The organism is Archangium primigenium (assembly GCF_016904885.1).
Taxonomy (GTDB): Bacteria; Myxococcota; Myxococcia; order Myxococcales; family Myxococcaceae; genus Cystobacter; species Cystobacter primigenius.
Window position 1 is genome coordinate 8093508 of the sequence record NZ_JADWYI010000001.1, and the last position, 17804, is coordinate 8111311.

The window sequence follows — 17804 nt, forward strand, 5'->3', positions numbered from 1 at the left end:
AGCGGACGGCGTGCTATCTACTCGATCGCCGGACGGCGCAGAACCCTCAAGGCACGGCCGCCCACCACCACCGAGCCTCCCGCGGGCGTGTGCGGATGCAGGGACCCCGTGGACTGGCCCGTGTCCACCACCTCTTCCCAGTCCGCCCCCCACTCGATGGCGGGCAGGTGGAAGGTCACCGGCTCGTGGTGGGCGTTCATCAACACCAGGAGCGTGTCCCCAACGATGCGCTGGCCCTCGTCCCCCGGGGCGGCGATGGCATCCCCGCCCAGCAGGAAGGCCACCGAGCGCAGGTGGGGCTTCTCCCAGTCCTCCTTCTTCATCTCCAGGCCTTCCGGGCCGAACCACGCCAGGTCCTTGAGCTCGCTGTCGAAGAGGGTGGAGCCGCGGAAGAAGCGGCGCTTGGTGAGCACGGGCTGCTGCCGGCGCAGCTGGCTCATGCGGACGGTGAAGTCCAACAGCCGCTTCTGGGTGTCGGTGAGCTTCCAGTCCACCCAAGAGATGGCGTTGTCCTGGCAGTAGGCGTTGTTGTTGCCGCGCTGGGTGCGGCCCATCTCGTCGCCCGCCACCAGCATGGGCACGCCCTGGGACAGGAAGAGCGTGGCGAGGAAGTTGCGCTTCTGCTGCTCGCGCAGCGCGCCCACCGCGGGGTCACGCGTCTCGCCCTCCACGCCGCAGTTCCACGAGTGGTTGTCGTTGCCGCCGTCCCGGTTGTCCTCGAGGTTGGCCTCGTTGTGCTTCTGGCCGTAGGTGACCAGGTCGTGCAGGGTGAAGCCGTCATGGGCGGTGATGAAGTTGACGCTCGCGGTGGGCTTGCGGCCGCTCAGCGCGAACAGGTCCGAGGAGCCCGTGATGCGGTAGCCCATGTCGCCCACCTGCCGCTCGTCGCCCCGCCAGAAGCGGCGCACCGTGTCGCGGTACTTGCCGTTCCACTCGCTCCAGCGCACCGGGAAGTTGCCCACCTGGTAGCCGAAGTCCCCCACGTCCCAGGGCTCGGCGATGAGCTTCACCCGGCTGAGCACCGGATCCTGGTGCACCATCTGGAAGAAGGCCGCGCGCGTGTCGTAGCCCGTCCGGTCCCGGCCCAGCGTGGTGGCCAGGTCGAAGCGGAAGCCATCCACGTGCATGACCTCCACCCAGTAGCGCAGGGAGTCCATGACGAGCTTGAGCGCGTACGCGTGGCTCGCGTTCCACGAGTTGCCCGTACCGGTGAAGTCCAGGTAGTAGCGCGGATCCTTCTCCTGCAGCCGGTAGTAGGCGGTGTTGTCCAGGCCCTTGAAGGACAACAGGGGGCCCAGGTGGTTGCCCTCGCAGGTGTGGTTGTAGACGACGTCGAGGATGACCTCGATGCCGGCGCGGTGCAGCGCCTTCACCATGGCCTTGAACTCGGCCACCTGGCCGCCGCGCGAGCCCGAGGCGGAGAAGCGCGCGTCGGGCGCGAAGAAGCCCAGGGTGCTGTAGCCCCAGTAGTTGGTGAAGCCCTTGGTCACCAGGAACGGCTCGTCCGCGTGGGCGTGCACGGGCAAGAGCTCCACCGCGGTGACGCCGAGCTTGAGCAGGTGCTCGATGACGGCCGGGTGCGCGAGGCCCGCGTAGGTGCCGCGCTGGTGCTCGGGCACGGCGGGGTGCAGCTGGGTGAGGCCCTTGACGTGGGCCTCGTAGAAGAGCGTGCGGTTCCACGGCACCTGGGGGGAGCGGTCCCCCTCCCAGTCGAAGTCGTCGGTGAGCACCACCGCCTTGGGCATGCCCGCCGCGCTGTCGCGGATGTCGAAGCTCAGGTCCTGCTCGGGGCTGTCCTGGACATAGGGATAGACGGGCGCCGAGAAGTCCACCTGCCCGTGGAGCGCACGGGCATAGGGGTCCACCAGCAGCTTGTGCGGATTGAACCGCAGGCCGCGCCGGGGCTCGTAGGCCCCATGGGCGCGCAGACCGTAGAGCGTCCCCGTCTGCAGCTCGGGGATGAACCCGTGCCAGACGTGGTGGGTGTGCTCCGGCAGGACGTACCGGGCCAACTCGCGCGAGGGCTCGCGCGGGTCGTAGAGGCAGACCTCCATCTTGCGCGCGTGCTCGCTGAAGACGGCGAAGTTGACTCCATTGCCAAGGTACGTGGCGCCCAGGGGATAGGGCCTACCGGGCAGCACCTCCGCTCGCTTCATCCATCACTCCTCTCCAGCAGTACCAGCGGGAAGCCCACCAGCAGGGGAGCCAGTGGCAACACCGCGCCCTCTCCGCGCCGACCGGGCCGCACCTGCTGGCCGGTGAAGACGTCGCGGAACGTCATGCTCGCATAGGACGCGGGCAGCTCCAGGGACGTTTCTTCATAAGCCGAGGCCAGCCCTCCCGGGGACTCCAGGGCGGACAGGGTGTAACGCGGTGCGACGGTGAGCACCAGGGACCCCTCGTGCTCCCGGGCGAAGGCCACCGCCGCGTCGGCGCGGGGCCCGGACAGGGACAGCGCCTGGTAGCCGCCCTGGCGGAAGAGCGCCGCGGAGCGCTGGCGCAGCCGCAGGCCCTCGGCCAGGACGAACAGCTTGATGCGGCCGTCCTCCATGCGCTCGGTCAGGTGGGTGCACAGCCCCACCCGGTTGCGCGCGGCCTCCTGGTCCAGCGCCGTGAGCAGCCGCTCGCGCAGGCCGTAGTCCACCGGCCGGCGGTTGTCCGGATCCACCAGCGACAAATCCCACAGCTCGCAGCCCTGGTACGTGTCCACGACGCCCGGGGACATGAGCTTGAGCAGGAGCTGGCCCAGGGCGTTGTGCTGCCCCGCCCGCTCGATGCGCTGCTTGAAGGCCAGCACGTCCGCCAGGAAGGCCGCGCTCTTGCCCTGGTCCAGGCAGGACTCCACGAAGCGCGCCACGCCCTCCTCGTAGTCCTTGTCCGGGTTGGTCCACGAGGTGCGCACCTTGGCTTCCTTGATGGCCTTGAGCATGTACTCGCGGATGCGGCCGCGCAGCTCCTCGAGCGCCGCCGGGGACAAGGGCTCTGCGCCCATGGGCCAGGCGCCCACCACCGTCTGGTAGAAGAGGTACTCGTCGTTGAGCGAGGGCGCGGGGCCCTCGGGCATCTCCGCGCGGTGGACCCGGGTGAGGGAGGACCAGAACTCCACGCGCTCGCGCCACACGTCGGGCAGCTCCGACAGCACGACCAGGCGCGCGCGCACGTCCTCGCTGCGCTTGGTGTCGTGGGTGCTGGAGGTGAGCATGCTCGCCGGCCAGTGCGCGGCGCGCTCGTGGTTGCGCTCGTGGAAGGTGGCCGCCGTGGTGCCGAAGTGCTCCGGCTCGCCGCCCACCTCGTTGAGCGCGCACAGGCGGTGGTAAACGTAGAAGGTCGTGTCCTCCAGGCCCTTGGCCATCACGGGGCCGGTGAGCTGCTGCATCTTCATGGCGAAGGAGAGCATCTCCGCGCGCTCGTTGGCGCCCAGGTGCTCGGGGTAGCGCCGCAGGAGCACGTCGCCCAGGAAGTCGAAGATGCTGACGTTGAGCGTGGCGTTGCGCGCCTTGGCGTGGCGCAGCGTGTCCTTGATGTAGCGCACGTCGCGCGCGTCCAGCTCCGTCTGGGTGTCGTCCACGTAGGTGCGGTAGACGGGAAAGAGCGCGATGAACTCCGCCAGCGCGCGCCGGAGGCTGTTGAGGGTGAAGTCGCGCGTCCTGCGGTTGAGCTCCGAGATGCGGTTGAGCCGGTGGGCCAGCAGGTTCAGCTCGCTCGACATGAAGTCGCGCAGGATGAGGCGCTTCTTCTCGTAGACCAGGTCATCGAAGTCCATCGCCTCGCCGATGAAGCGCTGGTAGGTCTCGGTCATCGGCCCCTCGGCCGCGGGCTGCACGAAGATGCCGCTCACCGCGTTGGCGAAGCGGTAGCCCGTGGTGCCATGCACCGCCCAGCTGTCGGGAATGCGCTCGCGGCCGCCCTGGATCTTCTCCACGGACACGAAGAGCGCCCGGCGCAGCGGCGAGTCCGTGCGCGCACCCGCCTCCGCGTGCCACCGCGCGCGCAGGCCCTGCTCCACCTCCGGCCACGCCTCGGCGCGCGCGCCGTGCTCGACGTCGAAGAGCGCCCGGGCCCGCTCCAGGAAGTAGCGCTCCTGCAACTGGAGGAAGTACGCCGTGGGATCGTAGAGGCCATCCGGATGGTCGATGCGCAGGCCCGTCACCTGGCCCTTGCGCAGCCACTCGAAGATGAGCTGGTGCGCCTCGGCGAACACCTCGGGCTCCTCCATGCGGATGGCGGCCAGGCCGTTGATGTCGAAGAAGCGGCGGTAGTTGATCTCCTCGCCCGCCACGCGCCACTGCGCCAACCGGTAGCTGCCCGCCTGGAGCATCTGGTCGAGCACGTCGAAGGAGCGCGGATCGCCCGGCGTGCCGTTGAGGGCCTCCACGTTGGCGGCGATGTGCTGGGCCACCTCGGGGCTCGCCGAGGCCAGGGCCGCCAGCCGACGCTTGACGACCTCCTTCTCCCGGTTGCGCTCGATGACCTGCTCGCGCCGGGTCTCGGTGCGCTCGGGCAGATGGCGGATGGCGGTGAGGATGGAGTGCAGCTCGATGATGTCCGGGTGCCCGGCGCCCAGCCGCTCCTCGAGCGCCTCCAGGCCCCGCTCGAGCACGCGCGCGTACTGGCGGGGCGCCAGGGGCAGCAGCCGCTCGTAGTAGTTGACGACGAAGGCGCCCTCGCGGAAGCCCAGCTTCAGCTCGCCCTTCTCCAGCACCACGCCGTACTGGTCGCCGAGCACGGGCAGGAGCACCTTGCCCTCCAGCTCGTCCTTGACCGGGCTCCAGTCGATGTCGAAGAAGCGCGCGTAGACGGAGGCGGGGCCGTTCTCCAGCACGTCGAACCAGAGGGGATTGAAGGACTCGATGCCCATGTGGTTGGGCACCACGTCCAGCACCTGGCCCAGGCCATGCTCGCGCAGCGCATCACAGAGCGACGTGTGCTGCGCGGCCGAGCCCACCTCGGGGTTGAGCCGCTTGTGGTTCACGCAGTCGTAGCCGTGCGTGCTGCCGGGGCTCGCCTCCAGGTAGGGCGAGCAGTAGAGGTCGGACAGGCCCAGGCGCGACAGGTAGGGCACGATCCCGCGCGCGTCCTCGAAGGTGAAGCCCTTGTGCAGTTGCACCCGGTAGGTGGACAGCGGCGTGTGCTGGCCCAGCACCGCCTGCCGCGTCCGGGCGAACAGCGCCGAGGTCAGCGCCTCCACACCCGAGTCACCCGTGCTACCGCCAGACACCGTCGTCCCATCAAGTCGCATGGGCCCAGTCGTAGGGCCACCCGGCGCGTCTGACTACCGTGCTGATGCACATCCGCCCGCTATCCAACGCTCGCCAGACACCTGAAATGCCAAGGGCCCGCCACTTCGCGCGGCGAGCCCTGGGGGGATGACGACCGGGCGCGAGCGCCGGTGTCAGTCCGCGGCGGACAGGTTCTTGTTCACCAGCGCCGTCATCTCGAACATGTTGACGGACTTCTTGCCGCCGAAGATGGCCTTGAGCTTGTCGTCGGCGTTGATCTGCCGCTTGTTCTTGGCGTCCTGCAGGTTGTTCTTCTTGATGTACTCCCAGATCTTCTTCACCACCTCGGTGCGGGGCACCGGCTTGGCGCCGATGATGGCGGCCAGCTCGGCGGAGGGCGTCATCGCCTTCATGAACTGGGCGCTCGGCTTGCGCTTGGGAGCAGCGGCGGTCTTCTTCGCGGCGGCGGCGGGAGCCTTCTTCGCGGCAGCGGCGGGGGCCTTCTTCGCGGCGGTCGTGGTCTTCTTGGCGGCCATTCTGTTCGGATCTCCTGCCCCTGGATCGAGTGTCCCGGGAGCGTTGCACAGCGTGTTCAACACCCTGAGCCAGCGGGCGCTCAGTAAGCCCGAGGCCTAAAAACAGCCCTCCGCTGCATTCTTCCCTCTGAGGGCCGAGGGAGAAAATAATGTTTCTCCCTCGGAAGGGAAGAGTGTTTTCTCCAAGAACACCGCGAGGACACGCCGAACCTCCCTCGGAAGCGCGCGCGGCGCCCGTCCCCACCCCACCTCGCGCGTCTCGCCGCGGGACAGGGTGGAACAGGTCTGTTGCACCCCGCCCCCCGCCCAACCCCGCCATTTCCCGGGTTTCTCGACGGCTGGGAGGCCCCTGCCCCCGGGCCGGACCGCGACGGCCCTCCCCCTCGGTGTGGGATAAGGGGAGGCCGCTTGATCGGCGGCACAGCGGCCCGCTTGGGCTCCAGGGCGCGCCGAGCGGATTCCACCGAAGTGGAGTGCGGTTGACACATGCCTGAATCCGGTGTCAGGAAGCCCGCCTCAACCATGGACGCGAAAGCCGCCTTCTACGATGTCGACGGGACGTTGGTGAAGACCAACGTCGTTCACGTCTACGCCTACTACGCGATGAACCGGGGCTCCCTGCTGGGAATGGCGGGCCGAACCCTGGCCACGGCCGCCAGCGTGCCGCTGTTCGCCGCCATGGACGCGTTGGATCGTAAGACCTTCAACGAGTTCTTCTACCGGTATTACGCGGGGCTGTCCGAGGACCGGCTCATCTCCGTGGCCGAGGACATGTTCGAGGACGTGCTCAAGCCCGCCCTGTACGAGCAGACCCGGGACCTCATCGACCAGGCGCGCCGGGCCGGCTGCCGCATCGTGCTCGTCACGGGGGCCCTGGACTTCAGCATGCGCCCGCTGGCCCGCCACCTGGGCGCCGACGACATGATCGCCAACAAGATGCAGTTCGTGGGCGGCAAGGCGACGGGCAAGGTCATCCCGCCCATCATCGAGGGCGCCAACAAGGCCAACGCCATCCGGTCCTACTGTGTGCGCGAGGGCCTGTCGCTCGACCAGAGCCACGGCTACTCCGACAGTGCATCCGACTACGCGATGCTGTCCGTAGTGGGGCGGCCCACGGCCGTCAACCCGGACATGCGGCTGCGCGCCATCGCCCGGGCCTACAACTGGCCCATCCTCGACCTCAAGTAACGCACGAAAGCCTTCGCACGACATGCGCCCGCTCAAGACGCTCAAGAAGCTGTACGACGAGGAAAGCCAGGTGGTCATCACCGAGAAGGGCAGCCCCCCGCGGGCGCTCTTCTCCGGGGAGAACTTCCTCCTCGAGGACCTGCCCGTGGGCACCCGGGTCATCTTCCCCCGGCCGCCCCTCGAGGGCGTGCCCAACGTCAAGGCCGCCATCCGCTGGGCCATCAACCACCCGGAGGGCATGGAGCCGCTGCACGCCCTGCTGCGCCCGGGCATGCGGCTCACCTGCGTCATCGACGACATCTCGGTGCCGCTGCCGCCCATGGCCACTCCGGACGTGCGCCAGTCCATCCTGGAGGTGGTGCTGGAGCTGTGCGCCGACTCGGGGGTGGATGACATCCACCTCATCATCGCCAACGCCCTGCACCGGCGCATGACCGAGGCGGAGATGCGGCGCATGGTGGGCCAGAAGATCCACGACGCCTTCTACCCGGACCGCTACTACAACCACGACGCCGAGGACCCGGACGGCATCACCGAGCTGGAGCGCAGCCCGTGCGGCTCGCACGTGGTGGCCGTCAACCGGCGCGTGGCCGAGAGCGACCTGACGGTGTACGTCAACGTGAACTTCGTGCCCATGAATGGCGGGCACAAGTCCATGGGCACGGGCCTGGCCAACTACGCGAGCCTGCGCGCGCACCACAACCCCAAGACGATCCGCAGCTCCGAGAGCTACATGGAGCCGGCGAAGAGCGAGCTGTACCGGCGCAACGAGCGCATCGGCAAGGCGATCGACAAGCACCTCAAGGTGTTCCACATCGAGTCGGTGCTCAACAACCGCATGTTCGGCCCGGGCACGGACTTCCTGCACAAGCGCGAGGAGGACTACTCCGAGGGCGACCGGCTGAAGTTCCACGCCATGCGCTACGCCTTGTCCAAGATGCCGCGCGCCGCGGCGCGCAAGGTGCTCAACGCCATCCCCGCCCCCTACGACGTCACGGGCGTGTTCGCGGGCGCCACCGAGCCCACGCACCAGAAGATCCTGGAGAAGAGCTGGCAGCAGTACGTGGTGCCGGTGCAGGGGCAGAGCGACATCGTCATCTTCCCCATCCCCTTCATCTCGCCCTACAGCGTCAACTCCATCCTCAACCCGCTGCTCGTGCAGGTGATGGGGCTCGGCTACTTCTTCAACCTCAACCGCGGCGTGCCGCTGGTGAAGAAGGGCGGCGTCATCATCCTCACCCACCCCGCCTTCGACGAGTTCGATCCCGTCCAGCACCCGAGCTACATCGAGTTCTTCAACCGCGTGCTGCCCGAGACGCGCGACGCGGTGAAGATCGAGCAGAAGTTCGAGCGCGAGTTCGCCGAGAACCCGAGCTACGTGCACCTGTACCGCAAGGGCAACGCCTACCACGGCGTGCACCCGCTCTACATGTGGTACTGGGGCGAGAATGGCCGCCAGCACGCGGGCAAGGTCATCGTCGCTGGCGCGGAGAACAACCACGTCCCGGCGCTGCTCGGCTGGGACCGCACCGACACGCTCACCGAGGCCATCGAGGAGGCGCGCGGCTTCATGGGCCGCTCGGCCAGCATCAGCCTGCTGCGCATCTCCCCCACCGTCATGGTCGACGTGAAGTAGCCGCCTTCCCGAGATTCCCGACGATGAGCCTCCCCGAGTTGAACGTCACGCAGCTCCTCACCGGCAAGCGCCTCTTGTTCGCGGGCGCCACCGGCTTCGTGGGCAAGGTCACCCTGTCCATGCTCCTGGCGCGCTATGGCCAGGAGCTCGACAAGCTCTACGTGCTGGTGCGCAAGGGCAGCGCCCCGTCGGCCGAGCGGCGCTTCTTCGACAAGGTCGCCACGAGCGAGCCCTTCCAGCCGCTGCGCGACAGCCTCGGGGACGCGGGCGCGCTGGAGTTCATCCGCCAGAAGGTCGAGGTCATCGACGGGGACATCACCGACCCGCTCATGGGGCTGGAGCCCGCCCAGGCCGAGGCGCTCACCGGCCAGGTGCACGCCATCGTCAACTGCGCGGGCCTCGTGTCCTTCAACCCCTCGCTGGAGGTGGGGCTCAACGTCAACACCCACGGCGTGAAGAACACCGTGGAGCTGGCGCTGCGCTGGAAGGTGCCGCTCATCCACATGTCCACCGCGTTCGTGGCGGGCAACCGCAACGGCCTCGTCTTCGAGGACGAGGAGGTGGTGGGCTACTTCCCGCGCCAGGACGAGCTGGACGGGCGCGACTTCAGCCTGGAGCAGGAGATCGCCGACGCGGACAAGGTCGTGGCCCGGCTGCGCGAGCAGGCGGACGACAAGACGCTCACGTCGCTCTTCCGCAAGAAGGCCCTGGAGCGGCTGGAGGAAGAAGGCCGCGACGCCACGGACGAGAAGACGCTGCGCCTGGCCGTGGGCCGCGAGCGCAAGCTGTGGCTGTCCGGCGAGCTCGTGCGCGCGGGCATGGACCGGGCGCGGCACTGGGGCTGGCCCAACACGTACACGTACACCAAGAGCCTGGGCGAGCAGGTCATGGCGAGCACGCCCGGCCTGCGCTACGCCATCGTGCGGCCCTCCATCGTCGAGTCCGCCCAGCACTTCCCCTTCCCCGGCTGGAACGAGGGCTTCACCACCTCGGCGCCGCTCGCCTTCGCGGGCATCAAGGGCCAGCAGCACATCCCCGCGGGTGACCGCGCCATCCTCGACATCATCCCCGTGGACCACGTGGCGGGCGCCACCATCGGCATCACCGCCCACGCCATGCAGGTGGAGGAGCGGCGCGTCTACAACCTGGCCAGCGGGGACGTGAACCCGTTCTACGCGAGCCGCTCCATCGAGCTCGTGGGCCTGTACCGCCGCCGCTACTACCGCAACAAGGAGACGGGCAACGCGCTGCTCAACGAGGTGCGCTCGCGCATCGAGCCCGTGCCGGCCAGCCGCGCCGTGTTCGAGAACCTCAGCGCGCCCATGTTCATCAAGGGCGCGAAGCTCCTGCGCCAGGTGATCGACGAGGTGAAGCCCGCCTGGGGAGCCCCCAAGGTGCAGGCGCTGATGGAGCGCGCGCGCGAGTCGCTGAGCACCGTGGAGGAGGAGGGCTCGAGCCTGTTGGGGCTCATCGAGCTGTTCATGCCCTTCCTCTACGACAACCGCTACGTCTTCCGCTGCGACAACACCCGCTCGGTGTACGCGCGGATGGCGCCGCATGACCGGGCCCGCATCCCCTGGGCGCCCGAGTCCATCGACTGGCGCGTCTACTTCCTCGACACCCACCTGCCCGGCCTGGAGAAGTGGGTGTTCCCGGGCATGGAGGAGGAGAACAAGCGGCGCACCGTCATCCCCGCCCACCGCGACCTCCTGGAGATGCTCGAGGCGAGCGTCAACGCCTGGCGCCACCGCGTGGCCTTCCGCTTCGCCGCGGACGAGAAGGAAGAGCGCCTCACCTACGGCGAGGTCAACCGCTACGCCAACCGCGTGGGCAGCTTCCTGCTCAAGGAAGGCGTCAAGCGCAACGAGCGCGTGATGCTCTTGTCGGAGAACCGGCCCGAGTGGCCCGTCTCCTACTTCGGCATCCTGCGCGCCGGCGGCACCGCGGTGCCCATGGACCCGAGCCTCAACGAGGCCGAGGTCGTCAACATCGCCCGCCGCTCCGAGGCCAAGGTGCTGCTCATCTCGGAGGAGGCGGCGGAGGAACTGCCCCGCATCGCCGAGGCGCTCGCCCAGGCGGGCCTGTCCACGCGCGTGGTCAGCCTCGCCGAGGCGATGAGTGGAGACCCCCAGCACCCGGACAACATCGGCCCGGTGCGCCACACGGCCGCGCCGGACGACGTGGCCAGCCTCATCTTCACCTCCGGCACCACGGGCACGCCCAAGGGCGTGATGCTCACCCACCGCAACTTCGCCTCGCTCATCGCGAAGCTCGCCGGTGCGTTCAACATCGGCATCGGGGACGGCGTGCTGTCCGTGCTCCCCCTGCACCACACCTTCGAGTTCGCCGCGGGCTTCCTCACCCCGTTCTCGCGGGGCGCGGAGATCACCTACATCGACGAGCTCACCTCGGACAAACTCGGCGAGGTGTTCGAGACGGGCCGCGTGTCGGCGATGATCGGCGTGCCCGCGCTCTGGCAGCTCCTGCACCGCAAGGTGACGCAGGAGATGGCCAGCCGCCCGCCGCTCGTCGAGCAGGCGCTCAAGACGCTCATGGCCACCCACGGGGAGCTGCGCAACCGCAGCAGTCTCAACCTGGGCAAGCTGCTCTTCTGGCCCGTGCACCGCAAGTTCGGCGGGAAGATCAAGTTCCTCGTGTCCGGCGGCTCGGCGCTGCCGGATGACGTGCACAAGGCCTTCCACCAGCTCGGCTTCAACATCATCGAGGGCTACGGCCTCACCGAGGCGGCGCCCGTGCTCACCGTCTCCGAGACCAACGTCAACAAGCGCCAGCCGGGCACCGTGGGCAAGGCGCTGCCGGGCATCGAGCTGAAGATCCTCGAGCCGGACACCGAGGGCATCGGCGAGGTCATCGCCCGGGGCCCCAGCGTCATGGCGGGCTACTTCGGGGACAAGGACGCCACCGACGCCGTGCTCAAGGAGGGCTGGCTGTACACCGGCGACCTCGGGCGCCTGGACGCCGACGGTCGGCTCTTCCTGGTGGGCCGCAAGAAGGACGTCATCATCGACGCCAACGGGAAGAACGTGTACCCGGACGAGCTCGAGGAGGTCTACGGCGAGCACCCGCACATCAAGGAGCTGTCCATCGTCGGCATGCCGGACGAGGCGGGCGGCGAGAAGGTGGTGTGCCTGTGCGTGCCGGACTACCAGGAGCGGCCGCGCGAGGAAGTGCGGCGCGAGCTGGAGGAGCACTTCCGCAAGAAGGGCTCGGACATGCCCTTCTACCGCCGGGTGAAGGTGCTGCGCTTCACGGACGTGGAGCTGCCGCGCACCTCCTCGCGCAAGGTCAAGCGCAAGCAGGTGGTGGAGGAGTTCAAGAAGCTCGACCGGCTCGCGGCCTCCGGTGACAAGGCGCGCGAGCGCGTGCAGCAGGCGGGCACGGGCGGCGTGGCCGACTGGCTCTACCCGCTGCTGGCCGAGGTGGTGAACCGCCCCCTCGCCGACGTGCGCCCCGAGGCCCACCTGAGCACGGACCTGGGCGTGGACTCGCTCATGCTCACCGAGCTGTCGGTGGCGCTCGAGCAGGCGGGGGTGCCGCTGCCCAGCGCGAACGATCTCACCCACGTGCAGACGGTGGAGGACCTGCGCAAGCTGGTGCTCTCCAGCGGCCGCAAGCCGAGCGCCGAGACGCGCGCCCGGGACATCTCGCGCGAGGTGAAGAGCGACGAGGAGGTGGAGATCCCCGTGCCCGAGCCCCTGGTCACCCTGGGTCGGCACGCGGTGCGGCTGGGCCAGCGCGCCATCTTCGGTGGCCTGTTCGACGTGAAGGTGACGGGCAAGGCCTTCATCCCGCAGAACCGCAACTTCCTCGTCATCGCCAACCACACGAGCCACCTGGACATGGGCCTCGTCAAGGTGCTGCTCGGCGAGCAGGGCGACCGGCTGACGACCATCGCCGCGCGGGACTACTTCTTCGACACGCCCCTCAAGCGCGCGTACTTCGAGAACTTCACCAACCTCATTCCCATGGACCGGCGGGGCTCCCTGCGCGAGTCGCTGGGCATGGCGGGCAGCGCGCTGCAGCAGGGCTACAACCTGCTCATCTTCCCCGAGGGCACGCGCTCGGTGACGGGCGAGCTGCTCGAGTTCAAGCCCACGCTGGGCTACCTGGCGCTCACCTACAAGGTGGACGTGCTGCCCATCTACATGAAGGGCGCCTTCGAGGCCCTGCCCAAGGGCAGCATGCTGCCCAAGTCGCGCGAGCTGGAGGGCCACATCGGCCCGGCGCTCACCTACGAGATGCTGCGCAAGAAGACCCAGGGCATGTCGCGCTCGGAGAGCTACCGCTACGCCACGCACCTGGCCGAGGACGCCGTGCGCGCGCTCGCCGCGGGGCGGGTGCTGAGCTTCGATGACTCGGCGACGGTGGAGGACCAGCGCCGCGCCCTGTCCACGGGAAGGAACGACACGTGAAGCTGCTCGTCACTGGAGGCTCCGGCTTCCTCGGCTCGCACCTGGTGCCGCGGCTCGTGGCCGCGGGCCATGAGGTCCGCGTCATCGGCCGCTCGCGCCCCAAGGGCCCCGGCTTCGAGACGGTGGAGTACGTCCCCGGCGACCTGAAGGACCGGGACGCCGTGCGGCGCGCGCTCGACGGCGTGCAGGCGCTCTACCACCTGGCGGGGCTCGTCTCCTTCCAGGACAAGGACGCGCGGCGCATGTACGAGCTGCACGTGGACGCCACGCGCGAGCTCTTGCACGACGTGCGCGAGGCGGGCGTCAAGCGCGTCATCCTCGCCTCCACCTCGGGCGCCATCGCCGTGTCCCGCGAGGAGCGCGTGGGCACCGAGGCGGACGACTACCCCATCGAGGTGGTGGGCCGCTGGCCCTACTACCTGTCGAAGATCTACGAGGAGAAGCTGACGCTGGAGTACTGCCGCCAGCACCAGATTCCCCTCGTGGTGCTCAACCCGAGCCTGCTCATGGGCCCGGGGGATGAGCGGCTGTCGTCCACCTGGACGGTGATGAAGTTCCTCCAGGGGGAGATTCCCGCCATGCCCGGCGGGGGCATGTCCTTCGTGGACGTGCGCGACCTGGCCGACGCCTTCGTGAACGCGCTCACGCGGGGCGAGCTCTACGGGCGCCACCTCATGGGCGTGAACCTGTCCATGTGGGACTTCTTCCAGCGCCTGGAGCGGCTCACCGGCGTGTCCGCGCCGCGGCTGCGCCTGCCCTCCCAGGTGAACGTGTTCGGCGCCAAGGTGCTCGAGCAGGTGGCGAAGTGGCGCGGCGTCAAGCCGACCCTGGACCCCCAGGAGGTGGACATCGGCGAGCACTGGTTCTGGCTGGACAGCGCCAAGGCCGAGCGCGAGCTGGGCTTCCGGGCCCGGGACGTCCACGAGACGCTCCAGGACACGGTGAACGACCTCTACACCCGCATGGCGCCCGGCCACCTGCCCGGCACCAAGGGTCGGCTCGCCGACCTGCGCGAAGGCTCCTGAGCCCCGCCGCTCCCCTTCCCCCTCGGACTCGGGGGAAGGCGGCCACTCAAGCCGACGGGCTCAGCCCACCACGCGGTTGCGGCCCGTCTTCTTCGCCTTGTAGAGGTTGGCGTCCGCGATCTTGATGAACTGCAGCGGCTCCACCATGTCGGGCGTCATGTCGGCCACGCCCAGCGACAAGGTGACGGGAATGTCCTGGTTCTCGAAGACGAACGGCTTCTTCTCGATACACTGACGGATCTTCTCCGCGAAGATGCGCGCCTTGTCGCCCCCGTCCTCGGGGATGACGACCGCGAACTCCTCGCCGCCGTAGCGCGCGAAGCACTGCTCCTTGCGCACCAGCCGCTTGAGCGTCTGCGCCAGCTCGCGCAGGACGTAGTCCCCCGCCAGGTGGCCGTGCACGTCGTTGATCTTCTTGAAGAAGTCGATGTCGAAGATCATCAACGTCAAGGGGCGTCCATAACGGTGGCACCGGCCCATCTCGCGCTCCAGGTACTCCAGGAAGTAGCGCTTGTTGTTGATGCCGGTCAGACCGTCCTGGATGGTGAGCGTGTAGATGGTCTCGTGGTACTGCAGCTCCACGTTGTCGCCGGTGAGGAACTTGAAGATCGAGCCCCCCACCTTGATGAGATCGCCGCTGCGCAGCGGCGTCTCCTGCGTCACTTCCTGATCGTTCAGGTAGGTGCCGTTGGTGGAGCCCAGGTCCTGCACGAACATCCGCCCCTGCTTGCGGATGATGCGCGCATGCCTGCGCGAGACGTTGTCGAGGTCCACCACGATGTGGTTTCCCTCTTCACGCCCGATGGTGAACTCGAGGTCGAGGAGCGTGTACTTCTTGCCCAGCTCCGGCCCGTGAATCTGCACGATGCAGCATTCCGAGTCGACCGGGGTCGCCAACTCCTTGATCGAGGAGATCTTGGTTACTCGGGTTTCGTCGCCAGCCATCGACTTCGAGACATAGCACGCCTTCCAGGTGGGAAGCCATGAGGGGCCAGCAGGTTGGCGCGGTTTAGGTACTCAACGAACCCACCTCCCCCGGGGTCGATGGGACTTGCCGGGTATTGCCCGCCAGGTAACTTGCCGACCCCTATGGCGAAATTGCTGGCAATGATCCTCGCGGGGGGGGCCGGAACCCGGCTCGAACCCCTGACTCGTGAACGCGCCAAGCCGGCCGTGCCGTTCGGTGGCCGCTACCGCATCATCGACTTCGTCCTCTCGAACTTCGCCAACTCCGGCATCTACCGGATGAAGGTGCTGACCCAGTACAAGAGCGACTCGCTCAACAAGCACCTGTCGCGCTCGTGGCGGATGTCGGCCTTCCTGGACCACTACGTGGAGACGGTGCCGGCGCAGATGCGCACGGGCATGGACTGGTACAAGGGCAGCGTCGACGCCATCTACCAGAACCTCAACATCATCACCGACGAGGAGCCCGACTACATCTTCGTCTTCGGCGCGGACCACATCTACCGGATGGACTGCCGGCAGATGTTGGACTTCCACGTGCAGAACAAGGCCGCGTGCACCGTGGCCGCCATCCCGGTGCCCATCGCGGAGGGCCGGGAGTTCGGCATCATCGACGTGGACGCGAACGGGCGCATGCGCGGCTTCGTGGAGAAGCCCAAGAACCCGCCGCCCATGCCGGGCAACCCCGACTACTGCCTGGCGTCCATGGGCAACTACCTCTTCTCCACCGACTCGTTGGTGAAGGAAGTGGTGCGCGACGCGGCCAACGAGGCGAGCGTCCACGACTTCGGCAAGTCCATCATCAGCGAGCTGTACAAGCGCGAGCCGGTGTACGTGTACGACTTCGCCACCAACAACATCTCCGGCCAGGAGGGCAAGGAGCGGGGCTACTGGCGCGACGTGGGCAACATCGACACGTACTACCAGGCCAACATGGATCTGGTGGAGGTGGACCCCGTGTTCAACCTCTACAACGACCGCTGGCCCATCTACACCCAGCCCAACAACTTCCCGCCGGCCAAGTTCGTCTTCGCCGACCGGGAGAACAAGCGCGTGGGCCACGCCATGGACTCGCTGGTGAGCGAGGGCTGCATCATCTCCGGCGGCCACGTGAAGCGCTCGGTGCTCTCGCCCAAGGTGCGCGTCAACTCGTTCTCCGAGATCGAGGACAGCCTGCTCTTCGAGAACGTCACCATCGGGCGGCGCTGCCGCATCCGGCGCGCCATCATCGACAAGAACGTGGAGATCCCCCCGGAGATGACCATCGGCTACGACCTCGAGGAGGATCGCCGCCGCTTCCACGTCACCTCGGGCGGCGTGGTCGTCATCCCCAAGGGCATGAAGGTCGCCTGAGCATCCCCGGCGTCAGGCGGGCCCGGACACAGGGCCCGCCCCCGGGGCGCACCGACGGCGGACTACTTGGTGAAGGCCGCCTTCACTTCCGGCTTGTTGATGACCACCAGCGCCCAGATGCCCGCGGGAATGCCGATGCAGCAGCACGGCCCGAAGCACGGGACGATGGCGATGATGGCCGCGGCCATGGACAGCCCGTAGTTGCGCAGGTTCTTCATCTGCAGGGCGCCGTAGAACGTCACGCCACTGAGCGCGAGGGTGAAGAGGTTGCCCACGACGCCAAAGGAGTTGGCCCGCTCCACCCAGGGGATGAGGTTCTCCATGTTGGTCTGGCGCAGCTGCTCGAGCTGCTCGGGCGACAGCGTGCCACCGCCCATCATGGACGAGATGAAGCTGAAGAAGGCCCCCGCGAGGCCCAGGCCGGCGGTGACCATCAGCAGGATGGCCGGACCGGACACGGCCTCGCGCGCCGCTTGGGTGTTCATCGGCGCGGGTGCGCCGGGAAAATCATTCTGGAAGTTGTCCATGTGTGTGTACGGCCTCGTCGTGGCTGCGTGGAAGAACGCTCCGGGCCGCGCGGGCCCCCTCGCGGCGGGATTCCACTCGGAGGCGGACGGAAGCGCCAGTGAATTGACGCACCGTCCAGTGACATGGACCCCTACACGACGGGCGACAGGCCTCCGTCCACGTTGAGGGCCACGCCCGTCACGTAGCCCGCGCGGGGCGAGAGCAGGAAGGCCACCACGTCCGCGAACTCCTCGGCCCGGCCCACCCGGCCCAGGGGAATCTCCGTGCCGCGCCCCATCTGGTGGTAGAGCGCCTCCAGGGACTGGCCCGAGGACGCCGCGCGGCGCTCCCATTGGCCGCTCTCGATGAGGCCCGGCAGCACGGCGTTCACCCGGATGCCCTCCGCGCCCAGCTCCTTGGACAGCGTCTTGGTGAGCGCCATGCCGGCCGCCCGGGACACCGAGGACGGCGCGGAGCGGGCCCCGGGCGCCTTGGCGGAGACGGCCAGCACGTTGACGATGGCGCCCCCGCCCGCCGCGCGCAGCAGGGGCAACACCCGCCGCGAGGTGCGCACCGCGGCGAACAGCTTGAGCTGGAGGTCCGCCTCCCACGTGGCGTCATCCACCTCCGCGAAGGGCCGCGCCGACGAGGCCCCGGCGTTGTTCACCAGCCCGTCCACCCGGCCCCAGCGCGCCACCGCCGCGTCCACGAAGGCGTCCACCTGGGCCGGCTGGGTGACGTCCGCCACCACCGGCAGCACGTCCCCGCCCGCCTCGCGCAACCGCGCGGCCGTGGCCTCCAACCGCTCGGCGTTGCGGGCGCACAGGGCCACCCGGGCGCCCTCGGCGACGAGCCTCCGGGCCACCGCCGCCCCGATGCCGTCCGAGCCTCCCGTCACCAGCACCACCTTGTCCTTCAGCTCCAGATCCACGGAAGGCTCC

At 68.5% G+C, this 17804-nt stretch carries 11 protein-coding genes; 5 read left to right on the top strand and 6 right to left on the bottom strand.

The genetic code is table 11. The annotated features are described in order from the left end of the window. Window positions 1-17: 17 nt before the first annotated feature. From glgX to I3V78_RS33325, 3 genes are all read right to left on the bottom strand, one after another. Window positions 18-2156: a glycogen debranching protein GlgX gene (gene glgX / locus I3V78_RS33315; protein WP_204494029.1), complete on the bottom strand. Its 2139-nt coding sequence runs from the start codon at window positions 2154-2156 to the stop codon at window positions 18-20. Further along, window positions 2153-5239: a malto-oligosyltrehalose synthase gene (gene treY, locus I3V78_RS33320; RefSeq protein WP_204494032.1), complete on the bottom strand. Its 3087-nt coding sequence runs from the start codon at window positions 5237-5239 to the stop codon at window positions 2153-2155. The genes glgX and treY overlap by 4 nt, the downstream gene beginning before the upstream one ends. A 153-nt stretch (window positions 5240-5392) precedes the next feature. Continuing rightward, a complete protein-coding gene (locus I3V78_RS33325; protein ID WP_204494034.1) occupies window positions 5393-5755 on the bottom strand; it encodes an SWIB/MDM2 domain-containing protein in 363 nt (120 codons plus the stop codon). A gap of 522 nt (window positions 5756-6277) precedes the next feature. Here I3V78_RS33325 and I3V78_RS33330 point away from each other — a divergent pair. From I3V78_RS33330 to I3V78_RS33345, 4 genes are read left to right on the top strand one after another with little or no spacing between them, the layout of a single operon-like run. Further along, window positions 6278-6943: an HAD family hydrolase gene (locus tag I3V78_RS33330; RefSeq protein WP_095979927.1), complete on the top strand. Its 666-nt coding sequence runs from the start codon at window positions 6278-6280 to the stop codon at window positions 6941-6943. A gap of 22 nt (window positions 6944-6965) precedes the next feature. Continuing rightward, complete coding sequence (larAH, locus tag I3V78_RS33335) at window positions 6966-8579, top strand: NPN-dependent hydroxyacid isomerase, LarAH14/15/16 family (RefSeq protein ID WP_204494036.1); 1614 nt, start codon at window positions 6966-6968, stop codon at window positions 8577-8579. Window positions 8580-8602: 23 nt separating this feature from the next. Next, window positions 8603-13012: an AMP-binding protein gene (locus I3V78_RS33340; protein ID WP_204494039.1), complete on the top strand. Its 4410-nt coding sequence runs from the start codon at window positions 8603-8605 to the stop codon at window positions 13010-13012. Next, on the top strand, window positions 13009-14037 hold the full coding sequence (locus tag I3V78_RS33345) for an NAD-dependent epimerase/dehydratase family protein (protein ID WP_204494041.1): 1029 nt from the start codon (window positions 13009-13011) through the stop codon (window positions 14035-14037). The genes I3V78_RS33340 and I3V78_RS33345 overlap by 4 nt, the downstream gene beginning before the upstream one ends. A 60-nt stretch (window positions 14038-14097) precedes the next feature. Here I3V78_RS33345 and I3V78_RS33350 read toward each other — a convergent pair whose 3' ends face one another. Next, a complete protein-coding gene (locus tag I3V78_RS33350) occupies window positions 14098-14982 on the bottom strand; it encodes a GGDEF domain-containing protein (protein WP_204494043.1) in 885 nt (294 codons plus the stop codon). Between the two features lie 144 nt (window positions 14983-15126). On the opposite strand from I3V78_RS33350, the gene glgC reads away from it, so the two are divergent. After that, window positions 15127-16356: a glucose-1-phosphate adenylyltransferase gene (gene glgC / locus I3V78_RS33355; protein WP_204494046.1), complete on the top strand. Its 1230-nt coding sequence runs from the start codon at window positions 15127-15129 to the stop codon at window positions 16354-16356. Between the two features lie 62 nt (window positions 16357-16418). Here glgC and I3V78_RS33360 read toward each other — a convergent pair whose 3' ends face one another. Together I3V78_RS33360 and I3V78_RS33365 are read right to left on the bottom strand one after the other, a co-directional pair. Further along, window positions 16419-16883 carry a hypothetical protein gene (locus tag I3V78_RS33360; protein ID WP_204494048.1) on the bottom strand — a complete coding sequence of 155 codons (465 nt, stop codon included), beginning with the start codon at window positions 16881-16883 and terminating at the stop codon, window positions 16419-16421. A 131-nt stretch (window positions 16884-17014) separates the two neighbouring features. Next, window positions 17015-17794, bottom strand: a complete 780-nt coding sequence (locus I3V78_RS33365) for an SDR family oxidoreductase (RefSeq protein ID WP_204494051.1) — start codon at window positions 17792-17794, stop codon at window positions 17015-17017. Between the last annotated feature and the right edge of the window lie 10 nt (window positions 17795-17804).